The organism is Micromonospora sp. WMMD737, assembly GCF_049179055.1.
Taxonomy (GTDB): Bacteria; Actinomycetota; Actinomycetes; order Mycobacteriales; family Micromonosporaceae; genus Micromonospora; species Micromonospora reichwaldensis.
In genome coordinates this window covers 7,114,950-7,137,510 of record NZ_JBMHMH010000001.1, presented here as the reverse complement: position 1 = coordinate 7,137,510, position 22,561 = coordinate 7,114,950, and the positions used below count along the sequence as shown (strand labels likewise).

General features: G+C 71.9%; 18 protein-coding genes. 6 read left to right on the top strand and 12 right to left on the bottom strand.

Annotated elements, in window-relative coordinates; translation table 11 throughout:
* The first annotated feature begins 47 nt into the window (after positions 1-47).
* From ACN27A_RS31580 to ACN27A_RS31565, 4 genes are all read left to right on the top strand, one after another.
* Positions 48-743 (top strand): sugar transferase, encoded by a 696-nt coding sequence (locus ACN27A_RS31580; protein ID WP_421458112.1) that lies wholly within the window; start codon positions 48-50, stop codon positions 741-743.
* Positions 740-1,888, top strand: a complete 1,149-nt coding sequence (locus tag ACN27A_RS31575) for a DegT/DnrJ/EryC1/StrS family aminotransferase (protein WP_421458111.1) — start codon at positions 740-742, stop codon at positions 1,886-1,888. Before ACN27A_RS31580 ends, ACN27A_RS31575 begins: the two co-directional genes overlap by 4 nt.
* Positions 1,885-2,529, top strand: a complete 645-nt coding sequence (locus ACN27A_RS31570) for an acetyltransferase (RefSeq protein ID WP_421458110.1) — start codon at positions 1,885-1,887, stop codon at positions 2,527-2,529. Before ACN27A_RS31575 ends, ACN27A_RS31570 begins: the two co-directional genes overlap by 4 nt.
* 148 nt (positions 2,530-2,677) lie before the next feature.
* A complete protein-coding gene (locus ACN27A_RS31565) occupies positions 2,678-4,549 on the top strand; it encodes a polysaccharide biosynthesis protein (protein WP_421458109.1) in 1,872 nt (623 codons plus the stop codon).
* Positions 4,550-4,610: 61 nt separating this feature from the next.
* On the opposite strand, the gene wecB is transcribed toward ACN27A_RS31565, so the two are convergent.
* Genes wecB through ACN27A_RS31545 form a run of 4 tightly spaced genes read right to left on the bottom strand, consistent with a single transcriptional unit; the run spans position 4,611 to position 9,128 of the window.
* The gene (gene wecB / locus ACN27A_RS31560; RefSeq protein WP_357578507.1) at positions 4,611-5,735 is read right to left on the bottom strand and encodes a non-hydrolyzing UDP-N-acetylglucosamine 2-epimerase; all 1,125 of its coding nucleotides are present in this window, start codon (positions 5,733-5,735) and stop codon (positions 4,611-4,613) included.
* Positions 5,732-6,970 carry a glycosyltransferase family 4 protein gene (locus tag ACN27A_RS31555; RefSeq protein WP_421458108.1) on the bottom strand — a complete coding sequence of 413 codons (1,239 nt, stop codon included), beginning with the start codon at positions 6,968-6,970 and terminating at the stop codon, positions 5,732-5,734. The genes wecB and ACN27A_RS31555 overlap by 4 nt, the downstream gene beginning before the upstream one ends.
* The gene (locus tag ACN27A_RS31550; RefSeq protein ID WP_421458107.1) at positions 6,967-8,094 is read right to left on the bottom strand and encodes an NAD-dependent epimerase/dehydratase family protein; all 1,128 of its coding nucleotides are present in this window, start codon (positions 8,092-8,094) and stop codon (positions 6,967-6,969) included. Before ACN27A_RS31550 ends, ACN27A_RS31555 begins: the two co-directional genes overlap by 4 nt.
* A complete protein-coding gene (locus ACN27A_RS31545) occupies positions 8,088-9,128 on the bottom strand; it encodes an SDR family NAD(P)-dependent oxidoreductase (protein ID WP_421458106.1) in 1,041 nt (346 codons plus the stop codon). The genes ACN27A_RS31550 and ACN27A_RS31545 overlap by 7 nt, the downstream gene beginning before the upstream one ends.
* Before the next feature lie 300 nt (positions 9,129-9,428).
* On the opposite strand from ACN27A_RS31545, the gene ACN27A_RS31540 reads away from it, so the two are divergent.
* Positions 9,429-10,865, top strand: coding sequence for a hypothetical protein (locus ACN27A_RS31540; RefSeq protein WP_421458105.1), 1,437 nt, complete (start codon positions 9,429-9,431; stop codon positions 10,863-10,865).
* A gap of 47 nt (positions 10,866-10,912) precedes the next feature.
* Here the strand turns inward: ACN27A_RS31540 and ACN27A_RS31535 are convergent, their stop codons facing one another.
* The 6 genes from ACN27A_RS31535 to ACN27A_RS31510 are packed head-to-tail and all read right to left on the bottom strand — an operon-like array spanning position 10,913 to position 18,164.
* Entirely contained in the window at positions 10,913-12,064 is a 1,152-nt protein-coding gene (locus tag ACN27A_RS31535) for a glycosyltransferase family 4 protein (RefSeq protein WP_421458104.1), read from the bottom strand.
* A complete protein-coding gene (locus ACN27A_RS31530) occupies positions 12,061-13,383 on the bottom strand; it encodes a glycosyltransferase (RefSeq protein WP_421458103.1) in 1,323 nt (440 codons plus the stop codon). Before ACN27A_RS31530 ends, ACN27A_RS31535 begins: the two co-directional genes overlap by 4 nt.
* Positions 13,380-14,774: a lipopolysaccharide biosynthesis protein gene (locus ACN27A_RS31525; protein WP_421458102.1), complete on the bottom strand. Its 1,395-nt coding sequence runs from the start codon at positions 14,772-14,774 to the stop codon at positions 13,380-13,382. Before ACN27A_RS31525 ends, ACN27A_RS31530 begins: the two co-directional genes overlap by 4 nt.
* 10 nt (positions 14,775-14,784) lie before the next feature.
* On the bottom strand, positions 14,785-15,903 hold the full coding sequence (locus ACN27A_RS31520) for an acyltransferase family protein (RefSeq protein WP_421458101.1): 1,119 nt from the start codon (positions 15,901-15,903) through the stop codon (positions 14,785-14,787).
* A gap of 60 nt (positions 15,904-15,963) precedes the next feature.
* Entirely contained in the window at positions 15,964-17,223 is a 1,260-nt protein-coding gene (locus ACN27A_RS31515; RefSeq protein WP_421458100.1) for a glycosyltransferase, read from the bottom strand.
* Positions 17,220-18,164, bottom strand: coding sequence for an NAD-dependent epimerase/dehydratase family protein (locus ACN27A_RS31510; RefSeq protein WP_421458099.1), 945 nt, complete (start codon positions 18,162-18,164; stop codon positions 17,220-17,222). The genes ACN27A_RS31515 and ACN27A_RS31510 overlap by 4 nt, the downstream gene beginning before the upstream one ends.
* Before the next feature lie 208 nt (positions 18,165-18,372).
* Here ACN27A_RS31510 and ACN27A_RS31505 point away from each other — a divergent pair, with 208 nt between their 5' ends.
* Complete coding sequence (locus tag ACN27A_RS31505; RefSeq protein ID WP_421458098.1) at positions 18,373-19,302, top strand: NAD(+)/NADH kinase; 930 nt, start codon at positions 18,373-18,375, stop codon at positions 19,300-19,302.
* Between the two features lie 329 nt (positions 19,303-19,631).
* On the opposite strand, the gene pgm is transcribed toward ACN27A_RS31505, so the two are convergent.
* Together pgm and glgC are read right to left on the bottom strand one after the other, a co-directional pair.
* Complete coding sequence (pgm, locus tag ACN27A_RS31500) at positions 19,632-21,278, bottom strand: phosphoglucomutase (alpha-D-glucose-1,6-bisphosphate-dependent) (RefSeq protein ID WP_421458097.1); 1,647 nt, start codon at positions 21,276-21,278, stop codon at positions 19,632-19,634.
* On the bottom strand, positions 21,275-22,507 hold the full coding sequence (gene glgC, locus ACN27A_RS31495; protein ID WP_421458096.1) for a glucose-1-phosphate adenylyltransferase: 1,233 nt from the start codon (positions 22,505-22,507) through the stop codon (positions 21,275-21,277). The genes pgm and glgC overlap by 4 nt, the downstream gene beginning before the upstream one ends.
* Positions 22,508-22,561: the final 54 nt, after the last annotated feature.

The window sequence follows — 22,561 nt, the reverse complement described above, 5'->3', positions numbered from 1 at the left end:
GACTGGTGCCCGACTCTGCCCTGGAGGTCGAAGCCTTGCCTGGTTCCGTGCACACGCCGGGAGGAAGCCTCGCGGAGCGGCCCCGACCGGAGGCCCTGAAGCGGGCGATCGACGTGCTGGCGGCCGCGGTGCTGCTGGTGCTGACCGCGCCGCTGGTCCTCGTCGTGGCGGTGCTGGTGGCGGCGGGACTCGGTCGGCCGGTGCTGTTCCGGCAGCCCCGCGTGGGGCGGCACGGCCGGGTGTTCGATCTGGTCAAGTTCCGCACCATGCTCCCGCCGGATCCGCTGCGGGGACGGGTGCGCGACGGGGACCGGCTGACGCCGCTGGGGCGCTTCCTGCGTTCCACCAGCCTGGACGAGCTGCCGACGCTGTGGAACGTGCTGCGCGGCGACATGAGCCTGGTCGGGCCCCGGCCCCTGCTCACCGAGTACCTGCCGCGCTACTCCCCCACCCAGGCCCGCCGGCACGAGGTCAGGCCGGGCGTCACCGGGCTGGCCCAGGTGCGTGGCCGCAACAGCCTGGGCTGGGAGGAGAAGCTGGACCTGGACGTCTGGTACGTCGACCACCGCAGCCTGCGGCTGGACCTGTCGATCCTCGCCGCGACCGTCCGCACCGTGCTGCGCCGGGAGGGTATCTCCGCGGCGGGCTCGGCCACGGCGCCCGAGTTCCTCGGCACGCCCCCGCCCGCCCCCGCGGCGCCGGGTCCCGCCGCCCTCACCGTTCCCGCCGGAGGTGGCCGATGAGCGGGACCATCCACCTGTCCCCGCCCGACGTCGGGCCGCTGGAGGAGTCGTACGTCGTCGCCGCCCTGCGGTCCGGCTGGGTCGCGCCCGTCGGCCCGGACCTCGACGCGTTCGAGCGCGAGGTCGCCACGCGGGTGGGCACCCGCGGGGCCGTCGCCGTGAGTTCCGGCACGGCCGCGCTGCACCTGGCGCTGCTCGGGGTGGGAGTCGGGCCCGGGGACGCCGTCATCGTGCCGACGCTGACGTTCGTGGCGAGCGCGAACGCGGTCCGCTACGCCGGCGCCCGGCCGGTCTTCGTCGACTGCGACCCGCACTCCGGGAACGTCGACGTGGCCCTCGTGGACGAGCTGATCCGGGCACTCGTCCTGCGGGGACAGCGCGTCGGCGCGGTCGTCCCCGTCGACCTCTTCGGCAGCTGCGCCGACCACACCGCGCTGGCCCCGGTCTGCGCGGCGGCGGGCGTACCGGTGGTCGAGGACGCCGCGGAGGCCCTCGGCGCGACCCATCACGGCCGGCCCGCCGGCTCCTTCGGCCAGGTGGGCATCCTCTCCTTCAACGGCAACAAGATCATGACCACCTCGGGCGGCGGGATGCTCGTCTCCGACGACACGGCCCTGCTGGCCCGGGCCCGGTTCCTGTCGACCCAGGCCCGCGAGCCGACGCCGCACTACGAGCACCGCGAGACGGGCTACAACTACCGGCTGAGCAACCTGCTCGCCGCGTTGGGCCGCGCCCAGCTCGTCCGGCTGGACGGGATGATCGCCCGGCGCCGGCACCTGCGCGACCAGTACGCCAAGCTCTTCGCCCCGATCCCGGGTGTGCGGCTGCTCGGCGTGGAGGACCCCGGTTCCAACTGCTGGCTGACCACCATCGCGGTCGACCCGCAGCGGGCCGGCTGGCGGGCCGCCGACCTGGCCACCCACCTGGCGGGGCGGGACATCGAGACCCGCCCGGTCTGGAAGCCGATGCACCTGCAACCGGCGTACGCCGACGCCGAGTGCCTCGTCACCGGGGTGGCCGAGCGGCTGTTCGCCGACGGGCTGGCCCTGCCCAGCGGCAGCGCGATGAACGAGCGGCAGGTCGGCCTCGTCCTCGCCGCCGTCGACGAGTTCCTGGCGGCCCGCATGGGAGGGTCGACGGCGTGACGGTCCCGCTGGTGGTCGTCGGCTGCGGCGGGCACGGCCGGGAGGTCCTCACGATCGCGCGGGCGATGGACGTCGCCGCCGGCCGGCCACGCTGGCGCCTCCTCGGGTTCGTCGACGACCGGCCCTCCGAGGAGAACCTGAAGCGGGTGCAACGGCTCGACGTGCCCTATCTCGGCGGGGTCGCCTGGCTACGCGACGCGCCCCCGGACGCGCACCACGTCGTCGGCATCGGCGACCCGCGCGTGCGGCGTGCGGTCGCCGCCCGGGTCGAGGCGTACGGCATACCGGCGGCGAGCCTCGTGCACCCGGCGGCGACGATCGGGCCGGACACGGTGCACGGCCCGGGCCTCGTCGCCTTCGCCGGGGCCCGGGTCACCACCAACGTCACGCTCGGCCGGCACGTGCACCTCAACCAGAACGCCACGGTCGGGCACGACTGCACCCTCGCCGACTTCGTCTCGGTCAATCCGCTGGCCGCCGTCTCGGGCGACTGTCACCTGGCGGAGGGGGTGCTGGTCGGCACGACGGCGGCCGTGCTGCAGGGCCTGCGGGTGGGCCGGGACAGCACCGTCGGGGCGGGCGCCTGCGTCGTCCGGGACGTGCCGGACGGTGTCGTGGTCAAGGGCGTGCCTGCCCGTTGACCCGACGAGCCCTCAGCCCCACGGACGAAAAATCGGTCATCAAACCCGAAACTCCCCAAAAATTATGTTCGGGCATGTATCAACCTAAAGAGCCTAAAAGCTCCTTTCGCCTGTAGCGGAAGCCCTCGGAGACGGACAGGGAGCACAGATGCCGCCCGAAGCAGAGGCCACCCGACTCGGTGAACAGATTTCACACCGGGCCAGGGCGCGTCGCCGCACCATCGGATTCCTCGCCACCGACAGCACCGCCTGGATCGGTGGGTTCACCGCAGCGGTCTGGTTCCGTTACGAACTCGACCTGGCCTCCGGCCAGCTCGCGCGTGCCGCCGCCTGCGGCGCCCTCGCCGCCGTCGTGCACGTCGCCGTCGCGGCGGTCCGCCGGATCTACTCCGGACGCCACCCGCTGGGCAGCCTCCAGGAGGTGCAGGGGGTCGCCGGCACGGCGGCCACCACGGCCGCGATCATGCTGATCGGGCTGCTGCCGGCCGGCGTACGACCGGTGCCGGCGAGCACCCCGCTGGTCGGCGGCGCCCTGGCGCTGCTGTTCATGCTGACCGCCCGGTTCACCTACCGGCACCGCCGTGACCTCGCCATGCGGCCCGACGCCCGGTCCTCCAACCCCGTGCTGCTCTTCGGGCTCGGCGACGCCGGGCAGGGACTGCTACGGGCCATGCTCGGCGATCCGCGGGGACGCTACCGGCCCGTGGGCGCCCTCGACGACGACCCCGACAAGCGGGACCTGCGCATCGGCGGCGTACGCGTGCTCGGCGGCCGTCAGGACGTGGCGGCGGCCGTCCGGCGCACCGGCGCGACGACGGTGATCTTCTCCGTCGCCAACGCCGACGCCGCGCTGATCCGGCAGATCCGCGAGGCCACCCTCCAGACCGGGGCGGCGTTCAAGGTGCTGCCGCCGGTGCGGGACCTCGTCGACCACCGGATCACCGTCACCGACGTCCGCGACGTGCAGATCGACGACCTGCTCGGCCGCCGACAGGTGGTCGCCGACATGGCGCTGAGCGGCGACGGGCTCAGCGGCCGGCGGATCCTGGTGACCGGCGCCGGCGGCTCCATCGGCTCGGAGCTGTGCCGGCAGCTGATGAAGGCGGACCCGGGCGAGCTGATGATGCTCGACCGCGACGAGTCGGCCCTGCACGGCCTCCAGATGTCACTGACCGGCCGGGCCATGCTGGACGGTCCCGAGCTGATCCTCGCCGACCTGCGCGACGACGAGGGCATCCGGCGGATCCTGCGGGAGCGCCGGCCGGACGTCATCTTCCACGCCGCCGCCCTCAAGCACCTCACGCTGCTGGAGCGGCACCCCGGCGAGGCGGTGAAGACGAACGTCTGGGGCACCCTCTCCGTGCTCGACGCCTGCCGCGACGTGGCCCGCTTCGTCAACATCTCCACCGACAAGGCCGCCGACCCGATCAGCGTCCTCGGCTACTCGAAGCGGATCACCGAGCGGCTGACCGCGCACGCCTCCTCCCGGTTCCCCGGCACCTTCCTCAGCGTCCGCTTCGGCAACGTGCTGAGCAGCCGCGGGTCGGTGGTGACCGCGTTCCAGCGGCAGATCGAGCTGGGCCACCCGCTCACCGTCACCCACCCGGAGGTGACCCGCTACCTGATGACGGTGCAGGAGGCGGTGCACCTGGTGTTGCAGGCCGCCGAGATCGGCCGCGACGGGGAGGCGCTGGTGCTGGACATGGGCGAGCCCGTCCGCATCGCCGACCTGGCCCGGCAGCTGGCCGAGCAGGCGGAGAGCGGCGTGCCGATCGTCTACACCGGGCTGCGCCCCGGCGAGAAGCTGCACGAGGACCTGTTCGGCACCGGCGAGACCGACGCCCGGCCGCTGCACCCGCTGGTGTCGCACGTGGCGGTGCCCGCCCTGGACCCGATCGAGGTCAGCGGACTCGACCCGTACGACGATCCGGAGAAGGTGGTCGCGCAGCTCGCCGCGCTCTGCGACCACCCGGTCGTGCCGGTCCCCCGCGCCTCGGTGCAGGTGCCGTTGTCCCGCTGACGCGCCACACAATGAGGGCCGGCGACCGGGAAGCTCCGGTCGCCGGCCCTCGCCGTACGGGTCAGCGGCGGATGCCCGCCCAGTCGTGGTGCCGGCGGACGGTGGAGAGGATGAAGTCGACCACCCGGCGGGAGGTGTCCGGGACCCGGTAGTCCACGGGGCACGGCACCCCCTGGGCGGCGACCTGGGCCACGGTGACCTCGACCGCCTCCACGACGCCCTGCGGGTCGAGCCCGGTCATGATGATCCCGCCGGCGTCCAGCGCCTCGGGGCGCTCGATCGACTCGCGCAGCGTCACGGCGGGGAAGCCGAGGATCGCGGCCTCCTCGCTGATCGTGCCGCTGTCGGAGAGCGTGCAGAACGCCCTGGTCTGCAGGTGCACGTAGTCGAAGAGGCCGAACGGCTCGTGGAACGCGATCCCGTCGAGGGCGGCGGCGTCGGGCGCCAGCGCCTCCAGCCGCTTGCGGGTACGCGGGTGCGTGGAGACCAGCACCGGGTGCCCCCACCGGTCGCGGACGGCCCGGAGGCAGTCGAGCAGGCGCTGGAGGCGGTCCGGCTGGTCCACGTTCTCCTCGCGGTGCGCGCTGACCACGAAGTACCGGCCGGGCGCGAGGTCGAGCTGGCGCAGGACGCCCGACGCGGCGACGTCGGCGCGGTAGTGCTCCAGCACCTCCCGCATGGGCGAGCCGGTGTGCAGGATCCGGCGCGGGTGCAGCCCCTCGGCCAGCAGGTTGCGCCGCGCGTGCTCGGTGTAGACCAGGTTGAAGTCGGCGACGTGGTCGACGAGCCGCCGGTTGGTCTCCTCGGGGACGTTGAGGTCGAAGCAGCGGTTGCCGGCCTCCATGTGGTAGACCGGCACCCGCATCCGCCGGGCCATCAGCGCGGCGATGCAGCTGTTGGTGTCGCCGAGCACGAGCAGCGCGTCCGGCCGGGTCTCGGCGATCGCCGTCTCCATGCCGACCAGCACGCCGCCCAGCACCCGGCCGAGCGACGAGGTGTCCACCCGCAGGAAGCGGTCCGGCTCGCGCAGCCGCAACTCCTTGAAGAAGACGTCGGAGAGGGTGCTGTCCCAGTTCTGCCCGGTGTGCACCAGCAGGTGGTCCACGGTGTCGTCGAGCCGGGCGATCACCCGGGACAGTCGGATGATCTCCGGTCGGGTGCCGACCACCGTCATGATCCGGGTCATGCCCGTCCTCTCTCTGCTGCCAGCTTGGTCATGATGTCCTCGAACTGGTCCACGCCCACCCGCAGCGACATGCGCTCCTGGTAGACCCGTCGGGCCCGCCGGCCCAGTTCCGCCCGGGCGTCCGCGGACTCGGCCGCCGCGACGGAGAAGCGCGCGGCGAGCGCACGCCAGTCCCCCGGCGGGGAGACCAGGCCGACCCCGGCCGAACGGACCAGGGCCGCGGCGTCGCCGCCCACCGACGCGATCACGGGACTGCCGCAGGCCAGCGCGGCCTGCAACTTCGACGGGATACTGCCGCGCAGCGCGGGCAGGTCGCGCAGGCAGATCAGCTGCCAGTCGGCGGCGGCGTACAGCGCGGCCATCCGTTCGGCGGGCCGCCGGCCGACGAACCGCACGTTGTCGGCGCCGAGATCCGCGGCGAGCCGGCGCGCGGCCTCCTCGCCGGCGCCGGAGCCCACGAGCACCAGATCGATCCGGTCGCGCACGACGGCCGCCGCCCGGATCGCGGTCTCGATCCCCTGCAACAGGCCGATGTTGCCGGCGAACATCACCGTGCAGCGCCCACGGTGGCCGAGCGCCGCACGGGCCTCGTCGGTGGCCGGCACCGGCCGGAACAGCGCGTCGTCGGTCCAGTTCCACACCACCCGCACCCGGTCCGGGTCCGCGCCCCGGGCCACGACCAGGTCGGCCATCGCCGGCGAGATCACCACCACGGCGCCGGCGAGGCGGTACGTCGCGCGCATCAGGGCCGCGACGCCGCGCTCCAGGGCCCGGCCCGCCCGGCCGGCGGGCGCCATGCCCGAGCCGAGCACCGACTCCGGCCACAGGTCCTGGACGTGCAGCACGATCGGCGTACGCCGGGCCAGGCGGACCAGCGCCGCGGCGGCAGCGGAGGTGGGTGGCGGGTGGTAGACGTAGGTGACGTCGACGCCGGCCAACCAGCGGACGCCGCCCAGCGCGCTGCTGGCCCCGAAGGACAGGTGGCTCAGCGCGCGCCGGGCGGCGGACGTGTCGTGGCTGGGATAGGCGGGCACCCGCCGCACGGCGACCGGCCCGTCGGCCTCGGTGTGTCGCCAGCGCTGCCGCCAGCCGGGGAAGATCCGGCCGTGCGGGTAGCTCGGGAAGGTGGTGAGCACCCGCACGTCGTGGTCGCGCTCGGCCAGTTGCCGCGCCAGGTTGCCGGGGATGAACACCCCTTCGGGCGGGTACCACTGGCTGACCAGGCCGATCCTCACGTGGCGGCCACGGCGCGCTCCGCCCGGCCCGGCTCCACCGGCTCGGGCCAGGTGTCCGGCCGTTCCGGGTCGAACAGCTCGTTCGTCCAGAACATGGTGACCAGGTCGTCGCCGCCGGTGTTGACCAGCTTGTGCGCCCACATGGTGGGCATGTCCACGAGTGCCGGCTCGTCGCCGGAGACCGCGAACCGCACCACCCCGGTGTCGCCGACCCGGCGCAGGCTGATCTCCGCCGTGCCACGCAGCACGACGAAGCGTTCCACCTTGGCCAGGTGGAAGTGCTCGCCCCGGGTGATGCCGGGGCGGGTGGTGGAGCAGAAGGTCTGGCCGCCTCCCCCGTGCGTCCTGACCGTCTCGACCAGCTCGCCCCGGGCGTCCGCCCGGCGCGGCAGCGCCAGCGGGTAGTGCGCCGGGAAGCAGTGCGAGCGGTAGGTGTTGAACAGCCGCACGTCGTGCCGGTCCACCAGGGCCGGCAGCTCGCCCGTGCGGTAGGTGGCGGCGACGTCGGCGAGCCGGTCGGCGAGGGCCCGTACGCCGGTCCGCAGCGCCGGCATGGCGGGGTCCCACGAGCCGCCGGCCGGGACGCCGACGAGCCGGGCCGCCGCGTCGGTGACGTGCACCAGGTTCAGCTCGCGGTCGCCGTGCACCTCCGGCTGCCCGCCCTCGGCGAGCAGCCGGCAGAACGTCGCGACCGCCGAGTTGTAGTACGGCCGGCCGTGCTCGCCGTACAGGTTGGGCAGCAGGACGTCGTCGAACGGCAGGCCCGTGTCGGCCAGGATGCCGGCGGCGGCGGCCTTGGCGTCGCCGTACGGGGTGCCGTTGCCGGCCTGCACCGAGTTGGCGAAGACCACCGCGCCGGGGGGCGTCGGGCAGTGCTTGAGGCCCTGCGCGAGCTGGGCGGCGAGCTGCACGTTGCCGGCGGCCACGTCGGCCGGCTCGCCCCGGTTGACCCCGGCCAGGTGCAGCACCCGGTCGACGCCGTCGAGCTTCGCCGCGACCCGCTCCGGGTCGGTCAGGTCGGCCCCGGTGACGACGACCGGCTCCGGCCGGCCGAGGACGCGCAGCAGCACCCGCACGTGCCAGCCGAGGAAGCCGCCGGCGCCGGTGACCGCCAGCCTCAGCACGCCAGCACCGGGTCCCGCAGGGCCAGCTCCGCGCGTACCTCCGGCAGCGTCTTCAGCAGCTCGACGATCTCCGGTACGCCCAGCCGCGGGGCGTTGGCGGAGTTGAAGTCCTCCCGCGGCCCCCGGCCCAGCTCGCCCTCGGAGACGTAGAGCGCGTAGTTGAGGTCGCGGGCGTCGAGCGGCACCCGGAGGAAGTCGCCGAAGTCGTCCGCCTGGGCGAGTTCCTCCCGGCTGGCCAGCGTCTCGTCCTGCTTCTCGCCGTGCCGTACCCCGATCACGTCGAGCTTCGCGGGCACGTCGAAGAGTTCGCAGACCGCCTCGGCCAGGTCGCCGACGGTGCAGGCGACGGCCTTGCGGATGAAGATGTCGCCGGGCCGGGCGTGCTGGAAGGCGTGCTCGACCAGCTCCACCGAGTCGTCCAGCGACATCAGGAAGCGGGTCATCCCCGGGTCCGTGACGGTGGGCGCCCGGCCCGCCTTGATCTGCTCGATGAACAGCGGGATCACCGAGCCGCGCGAGTACATGACGTTGCCGTACCGGACGCAGGAGACCGTGGTCGCGCTGTTCGGGTTGTTCCGGGCGTGCGCCTGGGCGACCTTCTCCATCATGGCCTTGCTCATCCCCATCGCGTTGACGGGGTGGACGGCCTTGTCGGTGCTCAGCACGACGACGGAGCCGACGCCGTTGCGCTCCGCCGCCTCGACGACGTTGGCGCTGCCCAGGACGTTGGTCCGCACCGCCTCCAGCGGGAAGAACTCGCACGAGGGCACCTGCTTGAGCGCCGCCGCGTGGAAGATGTGGTCGATCCCCCGGCTGGCCCGCAGCACCGAGTCGTAGTCGCGCACGTCCCCGACGTGGTAGCGGACCCGGTCGTCGCCGAGCTGCCGGCGCATGTCGTCCTGCTTGGCCTCGTCGCGGCTGAGCACCCGGACCTCGCCGACGCCACGGTCGAGGAGGCGGCGGACCATCGTCTTTCCAAAGGAACCCGTGCCGCCGGTGATGAGGACCCGGCGGCCGTTGGTCGAATACGTCACTGGTTGCTCCCCGTCTCGGTTCTGGGATCGCGACGGCCGCGCCGCAGTTCGCAGGGCGGCGGTCACACCTCCCGCAACGAGCCAGGCGAGCGGGGGGAACGCTCAAAACGGACGAACATGCCGTCAAGGCGGCAATACCACTGTGGGCCTCCGGTTGCCGGCCCTCGGGTCGACCGACATTCATGAAACACCCGAGGACGCCGCCGGGGTGCTGCTATAACGAGGGCACTCACCCATCGAGCAGACATCCGTCGGACGATCCTGCGCCGACAAGGCCGTAAGGGCAGGAGCGCGGACCACATGACGACGATCTCGACGAGGGCCACGCCGCGCGGCGCGACACAGGACGGCACAGGCGGCTGGAACGCCGCCTACATCCCCCTCAAGTTGGCCGTCGCCTATCTGGCCGGCACCTATGTGCTCTTCCTGACGCTCGGCCGCGCGGCGGAAAGCCCCGACCTGATGAAGCTCACCCTCTTCGTGTCGGCAACCATGGTGGCGCTGTGCGTCGGGTACGTCGTGCACGTGGCCCATGGGTCCTCGACCAGGTCGCTCCGGCCAGCCGCCGGCCGCCGTCACGCCGCACCCCGCAGACTGGTGGTCGTCTGCGCCACGTACGTTCTGCTCCTCGGGGTCGCGCAACTCCACGTGATCGGCATATCGGGTCCGGCCGAACTCGCACACGCCGTCACCAACCCCGGCGAGCGCTACTTTCTGCAACTACAGCAGGAGGGACAGTTCTCGCGCCCGGTACAGCTGCTCACGCTGCTGTCCGCGCTCTACCCTCTGCTCATACCAGTCGCCGTCCTCCACTGGTCGAAGCTCGGTCGGTTGCTACAGCTCTACGTCGTCGGCAGTCTTGCCTCCTACGCGGTCTACTACATGGCGATCGGCATCCTCAAGGGACTGGGTGACATGCTGATCTGGTGGGCAGCCAGCTATCTCCTGCTGCTCGGCTCCAGGTCGATACGCACCAGCCGGACGATGAGGCTGGCAAGCTGGCGGCACCTGGCAGCCTTCGCCGCAATGTTGGTGCTCTTCCTCGGTTACATGTCCTTCAACCAGAGCGACCGGGCACGGACATCGGGACAGGGCCCGGCCGTACAGGGCAGCCCCGTGGTCGCGGGCCTGATCGGAGAAGATCTCGCCGCAGGTCTCGCGATCACCATCTCCTATCCGACGCACGGATACCTGGGCCTCAGCCACAACCTGAGCGTGCCCTTCGAATGGACGAGGGGGACCGGATCGTCACCGGCGCTCAGCAGCTACATCGAGCAGTACACAGATCTCGACTCCCAGCGCGAACGGCGATACACCACTCGCACCGAGGTGGCGACCGGTTGGCCTGACGGGATGTACTGGTCGACCATCTACCCGTGGCTCGCCTCGGATCTGACATATCCTGGGGCCATTCTGCTCATGGCGGTGGTGGGATGGTTCCTTGCCAAGTTCTGGCATGAGGCCGTCCTTCAGCGACGCGTCCTGTCGATGGCCCTCTTCGGCCAACTCGCCCTGCTGATAGCCTTCGTGCCCGCCAACAATCAACTCGGTCAGACGAGACCGGCGCTGATCGGGTTCGTCTCGCTGTGCGCGTTGTCGGTGCTCGCCCGGATCCAACAACGCATGCTGCTGCAGAGCGCGACTGCTGCCTCATCGTTGCCCACCGGTCGACACCACCGGGACGCCGCTGGTGGTGCCATCCGAGGTCGTCGTCCCGTCAGCCTCTCCAGGGCCTGAGCCGCCACCGGGAGCGCGGCCCGGCCGCCCCTTGCCACGTGCCCCGCTCAGCCAGCGGCATCAGGCGTGACGGCCGACCTCGCACCTGTCTCGGCCGACGCCGACCCATCGGTACGGGAAACCCAGCGCCACAGTCCCTCGTAGCGGCCGAAGACCACGGGCAGCGCGTACTCGCCGGCCGCCTTCGCCCTGGCTCGCTCGCCGAGCCGGACACGACAGGCCGGGTCGCCCATCACCGCCGCCAGCGCGGCAGCGAGACGATCCGGCTCACGCGGCGGAACCACCACCCCGCAGCCGTCGCCCAGCATGTCCGCCACCGCCCCCACGTCGGTGGCCACCACCGCCCGTCCGAGCGCCATCGCCTCGAGGATCGCGTTGGGGAAGCCCTCCGAGTGACTCGGCAGCACGAAGACCTCGCACCTGGCCATGAGTTCAAGCAGGTCCTGTCCCGCCAGCTCGCCCGGGAAACTGACGGCATGCCCGTCCGCCAGCGGTCGGATCCGCCGCAGGTAGCCGCTCTCGCAGGGACCGGCGACCACCAACTCCCAGCCGGACGTGTCGATGCCGGACCAGGCGGACAGAAGTTCCTCGACACCCTTCGCGGGAATCACCCAGCCGGCGAAGAGCACCCGTTTGCGCGGAGTCTCGTGGTCGGCCGGCTCCGGCAGCGTCGACGTGTCGACGCAGTTGGGAATGCGCAGGAGGAGACCGTGATCGGCGTACATCCGGATGGCGCGCTCCGTGCGTTCGTCGAGGACCACCACCGCCGCGGCCCGCTCGACGACCCGCCGCATCAGGCGCCACTCCCTGCGGCACCCCGCCGCGATCTGCGGCACCCTGCCGAACCTGATGTGGTAGACGAACGGCACCCCGAACGCCCGGGACATCTGGAGCAGCACGAGATCGCGGACCGTGCCCAGATGCCCGGACGTGTTGACGTGCACGACGTCCGGCCGCCGCCGTACCATCTCCCAGCCGAGCGACCACGAGCTGCGGGCGATCTGGACGGCTCCCGCGACGACCCGCCGGAAGAGCGACGTCTGATGGATCGACCGGCCTCTGAGCGCGATGTCCACCACGACCAGGTCGACCGCGTCGACGTCCTGTGCGGCGCCCTCGATCATGCGGGTCCACCGTGCGATGCCCCCCTGCGGGGGCGGCAACGGCGAGACGAGAGCCACCCGGAGCGGACGGCTCACGACCGCGTCTCCCCCGCCGCACCCGCCACCCTGGCGAGATGGGACGCGAAGTCCGCGGCCACCTCCTGGCGTGAGTGGTGCGTCTTGGCGTAGGAGTGGCCGGCGTCCCCGAGCCGCTGCCGCAGCAGGGGATCCGCACAGAGTTGCGCGATCCGCCACGTCAACTGCGCCACGTCCTCCTCCCCCACCACCAGCCCGGCGCCCGCCGTCAGGATGTGCCGCATCGAGGCGAGTCCGGCCGGGCCGTGCCCGAGGACGGGTCGGCCTGCCGCCAGGTACTGCGGCAGTTTCGTCGAGAGCGACAGACGGGTGTACCGCGCGAGATCAGGCTCGAAGGACTCGACGTGGACGAGCACGTCCGCACCCCGCAGGATCGGGGCGACCTCCACGCTGTCGACCGACCGAGCCAGGTGCACCGCTGGCAGGTCGGCGAACGCGTGCGCGTAGCGTGCCAGGTCACGCTCCGGCGCGTACACCGTCAGCCGCGCGGGCGGACGCGGCGATCCCGTCCGCTCCAGCGCCGCTCCGATCCGGGCCAGTGCGGACCAGCGGCCCAGGTGCAGGCCGCCGACGTAGACGAACTCGAGCCCGTCCTCGACCGGCACCGACCCCGGCGCCTCGCGGCCCTCGCGGTACCCGTCGAAGGCGGCGCTGTCCACGCAGTTCATGAAGGCGGCGAAGGGAATCCGGTAGCGGCGGCGGTACTCGTCGGCCATGGGCCCGCTGATGCACAGCCCGGAACGGGAGAGCCGTACCGCCCTGCGAAGGCCCGCTTCGACCGCCCGCCGGCCGAGGCCGAGCAGTTCGCCGTCGGCGTAGAGGGTGCTCGGCCAGTCGTCCATGAAGTGCGGCACGATCGGCACCCCGCAGGTCCGGGCCAGGCCACAGGCCAGCCGCATGACCCGGACGCTGCCGAGCACCGAGTAGATGACGTCCGGACGGTACCGGCGGGCCCACCGGCGCAGTTCCCGTGGGACGACGAGCGGGCTCAGGTCCGCCATCGCCCGCATGTGCTGCCGCAGCCGCCCCTGCCACGACGGGACGGCGGAGCCGGAGCCCGGCACGGACACGCCGCCTGCGGAGCCCCTGGTCAGCAGACGCCGCACCCAGTAGTCGACCGGCGCGCTGCGCGGGTCCAGCGCGTAGTGGTGCCGGCAGACGTCCGTGGAGGGTGTCGTCGCGGAGATGTGGACCTGTGCCAGACGATCCGCCGGCCAGCCGCCGAAGAGGTTGGACAGCGTGATCCCGGTGCCGGTCGTACGCCCGAACGGTTCGGCGCCGACCACGAGTACACGGGGGTGCGGTGTCACGTCCGTCATCGATGAGGTTCCTTCGCTCGTGCCAGGTGGTTCCCGCACGCCAGGCGGTATCCGTACAGCGCCCCGGGAACCACCGTCAGCAGGTAGACCAGGGTGCCGGTGATCGGTACGGCGGCCACGCCGTACCGGCCGGCCGCGTACCACTTGAGGGGGATCGAGACGGCCAGGTAGAGCGTCCAACCCCACAGTTGGGGGCGGACGACGCCAGCGGCGTTCTGGACCATGAAGCACGGCGACATCGCGGCCAGCAGGATCCACCAGCCGGCGAGCCCGGCGAGCAGCCACACTCCCCCGGCGGGACGGACGCCCGCCCACGCTTCGAGCAGCGGGCCGCCGGCGATCACCAGACCGGTTCCCACGGTGACGCCGATACCGGACGACACGATCGTCATCCGGCGGCCCGTCCGCCGCACCCAGGCCAGTTCGCCGCGCGCGAGGGCGTCCCCGTTCGCCGACCACAACGGCACGTTCACCAGCGAGATGAGAACTCCCAGTTGGGCGAAGAGTCGCGCGGCGACCGCGAAGTCGGTGACGTCCCGCATCTGCAGCACGTGCGCGATCACGAGGGCGTCTGCGTTGATCGCCACGGACATGACAATCGTCAGCAGCAGGAACAGCCCGCCCAGGGCCAGCAGTTCCCGCGCACCGGCACGATCGGCCGCGCGCAACCCGGGCCGCAGTCCCGGCAGCGCGCGGCCGTACACCCAGCAACTGGTGAGCAGGTTCGTAAGGACCGGACCCGCCACACTGGCCGTCACCACGCCCACGGGCGGCAGGTCGACGTACACCGCGAGCAGCACCAGCGGCACCGTCATCAACCCGCCGAGCGCCTGCCACAGGTTGCTCTGTGCGACCTGCTGGTATGCGAACTGCACCCGGACGACCAGGGAGAGAGGCACGTTGACGACGAAGGCGGTGAGGCAGGCGAGCACGAACGGCTCCGCCGCGGCGCCGGCCGTGTCGCCGCCGGCGCCGAAGAGCCCCGACCACGGGACCAGCGGCGAAGTCGACCACAGGCACAGCAGGATCAGGCCGGCGATGGCGGTGAGCAGGAGATAGGCACTCGACACGTACCGGCGGGCGCGAGGGGTGTCACCCGTCGCGTAACAGGGTGCGAGTCTGGTCATCAGACCGTTGCCGAGACCGAGGTCGGCGAAGGCCGCCATCGCCGTCACGGTGCCGACCGCCGCCCACAGCCCGTAGAGATCCGGCCCGAGATCCCTGAGCAGCACCGGTATCAGCACGAGTGGGGTCACCACGCCGACCGCTCGGCAGACCACCGTTGCCGCCATGCCGGTGAGGAGACGTCGTTGGCGGTCACGGGCGGGCAGCGCCGCCGCGTCCGCCACCGTCACCGGGGGCGCGGGCCGCACCGTCGGTGCGCCGGTCATGGCCGCCCGCTCATGCTGCCCTGGCGGAGTAGCGCTTCAGCCGCAGGGCGGGCTTCTCCACCAGGTGCCAGGAGGCAGCCGCGCAGGCCAGGGTAAGCGCGAGCATAAGGACGACCAGGGCGGTGCCATGCACCGGCCAGTGGTCCCGGCCGAGCCAGATGAAGAAGTTGACCAGGGGCATGTGCCAGATGTACGCCCCGAAGCTCAGGTCGCCGATGCGAGCGGTGAGACCGTGGAATGCGGCCGGGCCGCGATACGCCAGCCAGAACACCAGGTAGGAGAGGGGAACGCCTGCCAACATGCCGAGCACGACGCGCCCCGACGGGCTGGTCAGGTGCTGTGCCCAGGTGAGCGCCAGGTATCCGCAGAGCGCGCCGAGCGCGACCACCCCCGACCGGGGTGCCCGCTGCCAGAGCCGTGACCACATGACGCCGAGCAGGAAGTAGCCGAGCCAGGGCAGGGTCGAGACGCCGAGCAGTTGCGCGACAGGGTGTTCGTCGGCCAGGCTCAACGACCAGGCGTACAGACCACACCCCGTCACGGCGACGAGTGCCGCGATGCCCGTCATCGCGCGGAACGAGCGACGAACGGCCAGCAGCACCAGCACCGGCACGATCATGTAGAAGCCGATCTCGGCCGGGATCGTCCAGAGGCTGCCGTTGATCACACCCGTACCGAAGTCGCTGAACAGGGACGGATGGTAGACCGGTACCAGCAACAGGGTGCTGCCGAACCAGCCGGCGAACCGGACGTCGGCCAGGGAACGGACGCCAATGACGCCGATGAGCAGGAGGGCCGCCGTCGTCACCAGCAGATAGACGTGGATGGCCGGTGCGACCCTCAGCAACCGGTTCCGGAAGTACTCGGTCCAGCCCCGGCCACTCCGCTGGCACCTGAGCGCCGAGGAGAAGACCAACCCGCCGCTGATGATGAAGAAGACGGCGACCCCGTCGCCGAACCACCTGGCGCTGCCCGGTTCGTACCAGAGAAAGCTACTGCCCGTGTGCTCCACGGCGTGCTGGACGACGACCGCGAGTGCCGCCAGCAGTCGCAGCAGATCGAAACAGTTGCCGCCCTGTTGTCGCGGAGATCCGGTCCGGCGTTCCGCCGAGCGGGCGATGGTCGTCATGTGAGGTCGTCTCCCAGCGATCGACATGTCCGTACAGCTGCCGCAACCGCAGCCCTACGCCTACCGCCGCCCGGTGAGTGATCCGAGGAACGCGGCGAGCGGGCCAGCGAACCTCCGGTGGTCGAAGGAGGATTCGGCTGTGGCGCGCGCGGCGAGGCGCATCTCCTCCCGCTGGGGGCGGGGAAGCACAGCCGCCCGCCGCAGCACCCGTTGGAGTTCGTCGCTGCGGTGATCGGCGCAGACAAGACCTTGCCGACCGTCGGCCAGGTACTGCCCGATGTCGCTCGTCAGGTTTGCGATCACCGGAGTTCCGCAGGCCAGGCTCTCCACGAACTTGGTGGGAAAACCGGCATGCGTGAACCTCTCGGACGGGCGAACCAGGATGCTGAAGTCCGCTCCCCGGACGATCTCCTCGACCTCCTGCTGCGGCACCCGGCCGGGCACCCGCACCGAGGGCGGCAGTTGGGCGCCACCGAGCATGCCTCGGACCTGCTCGATCGAGGGCCCGTAGACGGAGAGGGTGAGCCGCGTCGTGCGCCCGACCGTGTCAGCCGCGCGGATGATCGGCGTCAGCAGGTCCTTGCGTCCCGGTGTTCCGAAGTACACGACGTTGAGCGGACTGCCCTCCGCTCTGATCGCCTGGTCGCCGGTCTTCACCCCGAGGACGTCCAGCGTCGGCGGTACGCGCAGGACCCGGCATCCGCGTGCCCGGTAGTGGTGTTCCAGAAGGGAACTGATCGCGATGATCCCCTGACAGCGGGGGTAGTAGTGGTGCAACGCCAGCTTGGCGCTCAGGTGGGGCGGGCCGAGGGCTCCGCCCGGTAGCTGATGCGGGGCGTACCACTCCACGACGTCGGCGACAAGTGCGACGCCGTTCCGGCGGCACCACCGTCCCACCCGAGCCATGTACTGCGCTCCACCGCCGTAGACGACGACGCAGGACGGGCGGGTGGGCTGCGCGTCGAGCCACCGCACGGTCCGCGCACCGAGGCCGACGACCACCCGGATGGCCTTCGACACCGCGCTGGCACCGCCCGCGGGTCTCTCCCCCGCGCCGACATGCCAGACGGTGCCCGAGCCCGACGTCCCGGTGACCGCGACCGGCGTCGTCGGTCCGCTCTCACCGCTGACCACGAAGACGTCCGCGCCGGTCATGGCCATCGACTGGGCCAGGCCGAAGACGCGTCGCGAACCGGGCTCGCCCCAGGGGAACCGGAACGGCCCCACGTAGGCGATCCACGCCCTTCTACCTGTCATCGTCGCGCCAATCCGGTCGGCCTGACGCACCGCCGCTGTGCCGGCCGGCGGGGAGGACGTCACAGCTCGATGAGCACACGATCCGACATCCAACGGACGGTCTCCGCCAAGCCGGCGCGGAGCGGATACCGCCGCACGTCGGGGAACAGCTCCAGCAGTTGCGTGCAGTCGGCCTGCGAGTCGCGCACGTCGCCGGCCCGGGGCGGCCCGTGCACCACCTCGAGCCGTCGGCCGAGCACCTCCTCCAGCTCGGCGATCAGCTCCAGCAGGGAGATCCGCGCGCCGAAGGCGAGATTCACCACGTCGGGTGCGCAGACGCGCCGCAGGACCGCGTCGACGATCACGTCGGTGACACTGCCGACGTAGGTGAAGTCGCGGGTCTGGGTGCCGTCGCCGTGCACCTGGAGCGGTTGGCCCCGCAACGCCGCGGAGACGAAACGCGGCACCACGGCGGCGTACGCGTGGTTGGCGGCCTGACGGGGGCCGTAGACGTTGAAAAAGCGGAACGGCAGCACGTCGATGCCGTAGCAGGCGGCGTAGGCGAGCGTGTACGCCTCGGTGGCGAGCTTGGAGACCGCGTACGGGCTGACCGGCATCGGCCGCAGCGACTCCTGGCGGGGCAGGACGGGGTTGGCGCCGTAGACGGAGGACGACGAGGCGACCACGACGTGCGGGACCTCATGTCGGCGGACCGCCTCCAGCACGCTCAGCGTGCCCGTGGCGTTGGCGTGGTGGCTGCGCAGCGGGTCGTCGATGGAGCGGGGCACCGAGCCGAGGGCGCCGAGGTGGATCACGCTGGCGGCCCCGCTGACCGCCTCGTCGAGCAGGTCGGGGTCGAGGACGGTCGCGGTGAACAACCGGACCGGTGCGTCGAGGAGATTGTCCAGCGACCCGGTCGAGAGGTCGTCCACCACCACGATCTCGCTGACCTGTGGTGCGTCAGTGAGGGCGCGTACCAGGTTGGAGCCGATGAAACCGGCGCCACCGGTAACGACGATCTTCAAGGGTCCTCCTCGTGGTCCCGCCCGGCGCGCCAGCTGCGCGCGGGCACGGGGCACCGAGCCGTCGGGCCGTGCCCGCTTCGACCAACGACCGGCACACCGGTGCGTCACGCAGAATGTGCGGAACGTGACGACGGGGGCGCGTCGTGCGCCCACCGGCCCGCCTTCCGATACGCCCGTCGGGGCGCCTGGGATGTGGTGAGCTGTAGGCATGGACCGGAGCTGCCTCGGGCTGGTGCTGCACCCCACCCGGGACGTCTCCGAGGTGGTCGACACCATCGTGAACTGGGCCGCCCGGCACCACATCTCCCTGGCCGTACGCGCTGAGGACCGGCACCGCGTACCGGCCACGGTCGAACCGCTGCCGGTGGGCGAGGTGGCCCTCCGGTCGGACGCGCTGATCGCCATCGGCGGCGACGGGACGATGCTCGGCGCGCTCCGGTCGGCCGTCCACGATCCGAAACCGGTGCTCGGCGTACACGTCGGCAAGCTCGGCTTCCTCGTCGAGGTGGAGCCGCCCGAGCTACCGCGGGCCCTGGACCGGCTGGTGGCGCACGACTTCACGGTGGAGAACCACAGCTGCCTGGCCTGCGACGTCTGCGGCGACGACCTCGTCGCGTTCAACGACATCGCGCTGATCCGCCAGCCCGGTGCCGGCTTCGTCAGCGCCTCCCTCGCCGTCGACGGGCAGCAGTACGGGTACTACCGCTGCGACGCGCTGGTGGTCAGCACCCCGACCGGCTCGACCGCCTACAGCTACGCCGCCGGCGGCCCGCTCGTCTCGCCGGCCACCGAGGCGGTGGTGGTGACCCCGTCCGCCCCGATGGCCGGCATCTCCCGTGCGCTGGTGCTCTCCCCTCACGAGACGGTCCGCCTGCAACTGCGCGAGGGCTCCGGCCCGGTCGCGGTGGAGGTGGACGGCCTGGTCATCCGGGACGCCGCGACGGAGGGCGTCGTGCAGATCCGCTACCGGCACGACGCCGGCCTGGTGGTCCGCCTGGACCCGCGCCGCTACCAGGAACGCAACCAGCTCAAGCTGAGCCTGCTGGATTTGCCGTTGCTGCCCGAGCAGCTCCGCGAACTGCTGCCGGAGGGCCTCCGCGAGCGACTCAACCGCCGCGAGCTGCCCCCGCCCCGCTGACCGCTCGCTGCCCGGACGCCCTGCTGCGGGGGGTGGTGGGGCGCTGTCGAGCTGCCCCGTCCGTGAGACCAGCCGAAGCTGCCCGCCGCCCCATCCATGGGGGCAGCTCGACAGCAAGGTACGCCCCACGGACCGCTCCGCGCCCGGCACGCCCGGCCAGGCACCACCACATACCCGGTCCGGTCCGCCCATAGACCCGGTCCGGTCCGCCCGCAGGCCGGGGCTCGGCCAGCCCGCCCCACAAGCCAGGCCCGGCCGGCGCCGCCCGCAGGCCAGGACCAGCGATGCCACGCCGTCCGACCGCAACGGGCGGGCCGGTGATATCGAACTCAGCCCTTCTCGAGGACCTCGGAGACCAGGTCCTTCGCCTCCTGCTGGATCCGGGCGAGGTGCTCCGGGCCCTGGAAGGACTCGGCGTAGATCTTGTACACGTCCTCGGTGCCCGACGGCCGGGCGGCGAACCAGCCGGACTCCGTGGTCACCTTGAGCCCGCCGATCGACGCGCCGTTGCCCGGTGCGGTGGTGAGGGTCGCGGTGATCGGTTCGCCGGCCAGCTCGGTGGCGGTCACCTGCTCCGGCGAGAGCTTGCCGAGCACGGCCTTCTGCTCGCGGGTCGCCGGCGCGTCGATGCGGGCGTACGCGGGCGCGCCGAAGCGCTCGGCCAGCTCCGCCCAGTGCTCGCTGGGGGTGCGGCCCGTGGTCGCGATGATCTCGGCGGCGAGCAGGCAGAGCAGGAGGCCGTCCTTGTCGGTGGTCCAGGTGCCCCCGTCGCGGCGCAGGAAGGACGCGCCGGCGCTCTCCTCGCCGCCGAAGCCCACCGCCCCGTCGAGCAGCCCCGGCACGAACCACTTGAAGCCGACCGGCACCTCCAGCAGCGGGCGGCCCAGGTCGGCGGCGACCCGGTCGATCATCGAGGAGGAGACCAGGGTCTTGCCCACGGCGGCGGCCGGGCCCCACTGCGTCCGGGTGCGGAACAGGTGCCCGATCGCCACCGCGAGGTAGTGGTTGGGGTTCATCAGGCCGCCGTCGGGGGTGACGACGCCGTGCCGGTCGGCGTCGGCGTCGTTGCCGGTGGAGACCTGGTAGTCGGCGCGGGCGGCGATCAGGGAGGCCATCGCGTTCGGCGAGGAGCAGTCCATCCGGATCTTGCCGTCGCCGTCCAGGGTCATGAACCGCCAGGTCGGGTCGACCGTCGGGTTGACCACGGTCAGGTCCAGCCGGTGCCGCTCGGCGATCTCGCCCCAGTAGGCCACGCTCGCGCCGCCGAGCGGGTCGGCGCCGATGCGCACCCCGGCGTCGCGGATCGCGTCGACGTCGATCGCCGCCGGCAGGTCGTCGACGTAGCGGGCGAGGAAGTCGTACGACCCGGTGGTGTCGGCGGCGCGGGCCCGGGCGTACGGGATCCGCCGGACCTCCTTCAGCCCGTCGGCGAGGATGGCGTTGGCGCGGTCCTGGATCCACCTCGTGACGTCGGAGTCGGCCGGGCCGCCGTGGGTGGGGTTGTACTTGAAGCCGCCGTCGTCGGGCGGGTTGTGCGACGGGGTGATGACGATGCCGTCGGCGAGCCCGCTGGTGCGGCCCCGGTTGTGGGTGAGGATGGCGTGCGACACCGCCGGGGTGGGCGTGTAGCCGTCGCGGCTGTCGAGCAGCACGGTGACCTCGTTGGCGGCGAGGACCTCGAGCGCGTCCACGGCCGCCGGGGCGGAGAGCGCGTGGGTGTCGCGGCCGAGGAAGAGCGGCCCGTCCAGGCCCTGCTCGCGGCGGTAGTCGCAGAGCGCCTGGGTGACCGCCAGGATGTGGTCGGAGTTGAACGCGTGGCGCAGGCTCGACCCGCGGTGACCGGACGTGCCGAAGGAGACCTGCTGCGCCGGGTCCTGCGGATCGGGGTGCTCGGCGTAGTAGGCGGTCACCAGCCGCGGCACGTCGACCAGGTCGGCGGGCTGGGCGGGCTTGCCGGCCCGGGGATGACTGCTCACGGTTCCACCTTCTGTCCCTTGCCGATCACCACGATGCCGTTGTCGGAGACCGTGTAGCGCTGCCGGTCCTTCTCCAGGTCGACACCGATCTCGGCCCCCTCGGGCACGATCACGTTCTTGTCGAGGATCGCCCGGCGCACGACCGCGTGCCGGCCGATGTCGACCCCCTCCATCAGCACCGCGCCGTCCACGTGCGCCCAGGAGTGCACCTTCACCTTGGGCGAGACGACCGAGTTCTCCACCAGCGAGCCGGAGATCACCGCGCCGGGCGACACCATCGAGGCGACCGCCCGGCCGACCCGCTCGCCCCACTGGTGCACGAACTTGGCCGGCGGGTACGTCAGCTGCCCCGTGTAGATGGGCCAGTCGAAGTTGTAGAGGTTGAACACCGGGTGCACGTTGATCAGGTCCATGTGGGCGTCGTAGAAGGAGTCGAGCGTCCCCACGTCGCGCCAGTAGCCGCGGTCCCGGTCGGTGCTGCCGGGCACCTCGTTGTCACGGAAGTCGTAGACGTTGGCCTCGCCGCGCTCCACCAGCATCGGGATGATGCTGCCGCCCATGTCGTGCTTGCTCGTCTTGTCCTCCGCGTCGCGCTCGACCGCCTCGCACAGCGCCTTGGTGCTGAACACGTAGTTGCCCATCGAGGCGTAGATCTCATCGGGCGCGTCGGGCAGGCCGACCGCGTCGGTGGGCTTCTCGCGGAACGCCCGGATCCGCCGGCCGTCCTCGCCGACCTCGATGACGCCGAACTGGTCGGCCATCGACAGCGGCTGCCGGATGCCGGCCACCGTGACGCCGGCGCCGGAGGCGATGTGGTCCTCCACCATCTGCCGGGGGTCCATCCGGTAGATGTGGTCGGCGCCGAAGACGATCACGTGGTCGGGCTGCTCGTCGTGGATGAGGTTGAAGCTCTGGTAGATCGCGTCGGCGGAGCCGGCGAACCACCACGGGCCGCGCCGCTGCTGCGCCGGCACCGGGGTGACGTAGTTGCCGAGCAGCGTCGACATCCGCCACGTCTTGGTGATGTGCCGGTCCAGCGAGTGGGACTTGTACTGGGTCAGCACGACGATCTTGAGATAGCCGGCGTTCGCCAGGTTGGACAGGACGAAGTCGACCATGCGGTACATCCCGCCGAACGGGACGGCCGGCTTGGCCCGGTCCGTGGTGAGCGGCATCAGGCGCTTGCCTTCTCCGCCGGCCAGGACGATCGCGAGCACCTTGGCAGCCATGTCCAGACGCTATCTACCCCGCCGTCACTTCACCACTCGTACGGCACAGTTCCA

What these genes read in the sequence shown, in the direction of transcription:
- ACN27A_RS31575 (WP_421458111.1), top strand. Translation starts at nt 740, where the DNA reads ATGAGCGGGACCATCCACCTGTCCCCGCCCGACGTCGGGCCGCTGGAG.
- ACN27A_RS31565 (WP_421458109.1), top strand. Translation starts at nt 2,678, where the DNA reads ATGCCGCCCGAAGCAGAGGCCACCCGACTCGGTGAACAGATTTCACAC.
- wecB (WP_357578507.1), bottom strand. Translation starts at nt 5,735, where the DNA reads ATGACCCGGATCATGACGGTGGTCGGCACCCGACCGGAGATCATCCGA.
- ACN27A_RS31540 (WP_421458105.1), top strand. Translation starts at nt 9,429, where the DNA reads ATGACGACGATCTCGACGAGGGCCACGCCGCGCGGCGCGACACAGGAC.
- ACN27A_RS31530 (WP_421458103.1), bottom strand. Translation starts at nt 13,383, where the DNA reads ATGACGGACGTGACACCGCACCCCCGTGTACTCGTGGTCGGCGCCGAA.
- ACN27A_RS31525 (WP_421458102.1), bottom strand. Translation starts at nt 14,774, where the DNA reads ATGACCGGCGCACCGACGGTGCGGCCCGCGCCCCCGGTGACGGTGGCG.
- ACN27A_RS31520 (WP_421458101.1), bottom strand. Translation starts at nt 15,903, where the DNA reads ATGACGACCATCGCCCGCTCGGCGGAACGCCGGACCGGATCTCCGCGA.
- ACN27A_RS31505 (WP_421458098.1), top strand. Translation starts at nt 18,373, where the DNA reads ATGGACCGGAGCTGCCTCGGGCTGGTGCTGCACCCCACCCGGGACGTC.
- glgC (WP_421458096.1), bottom strand. Translation starts at nt 22,507, where the DNA reads ATGGCTGCCAAGGTGCTCGCGATCGTCCTGGCCGGCGGAGAAGGCAAG.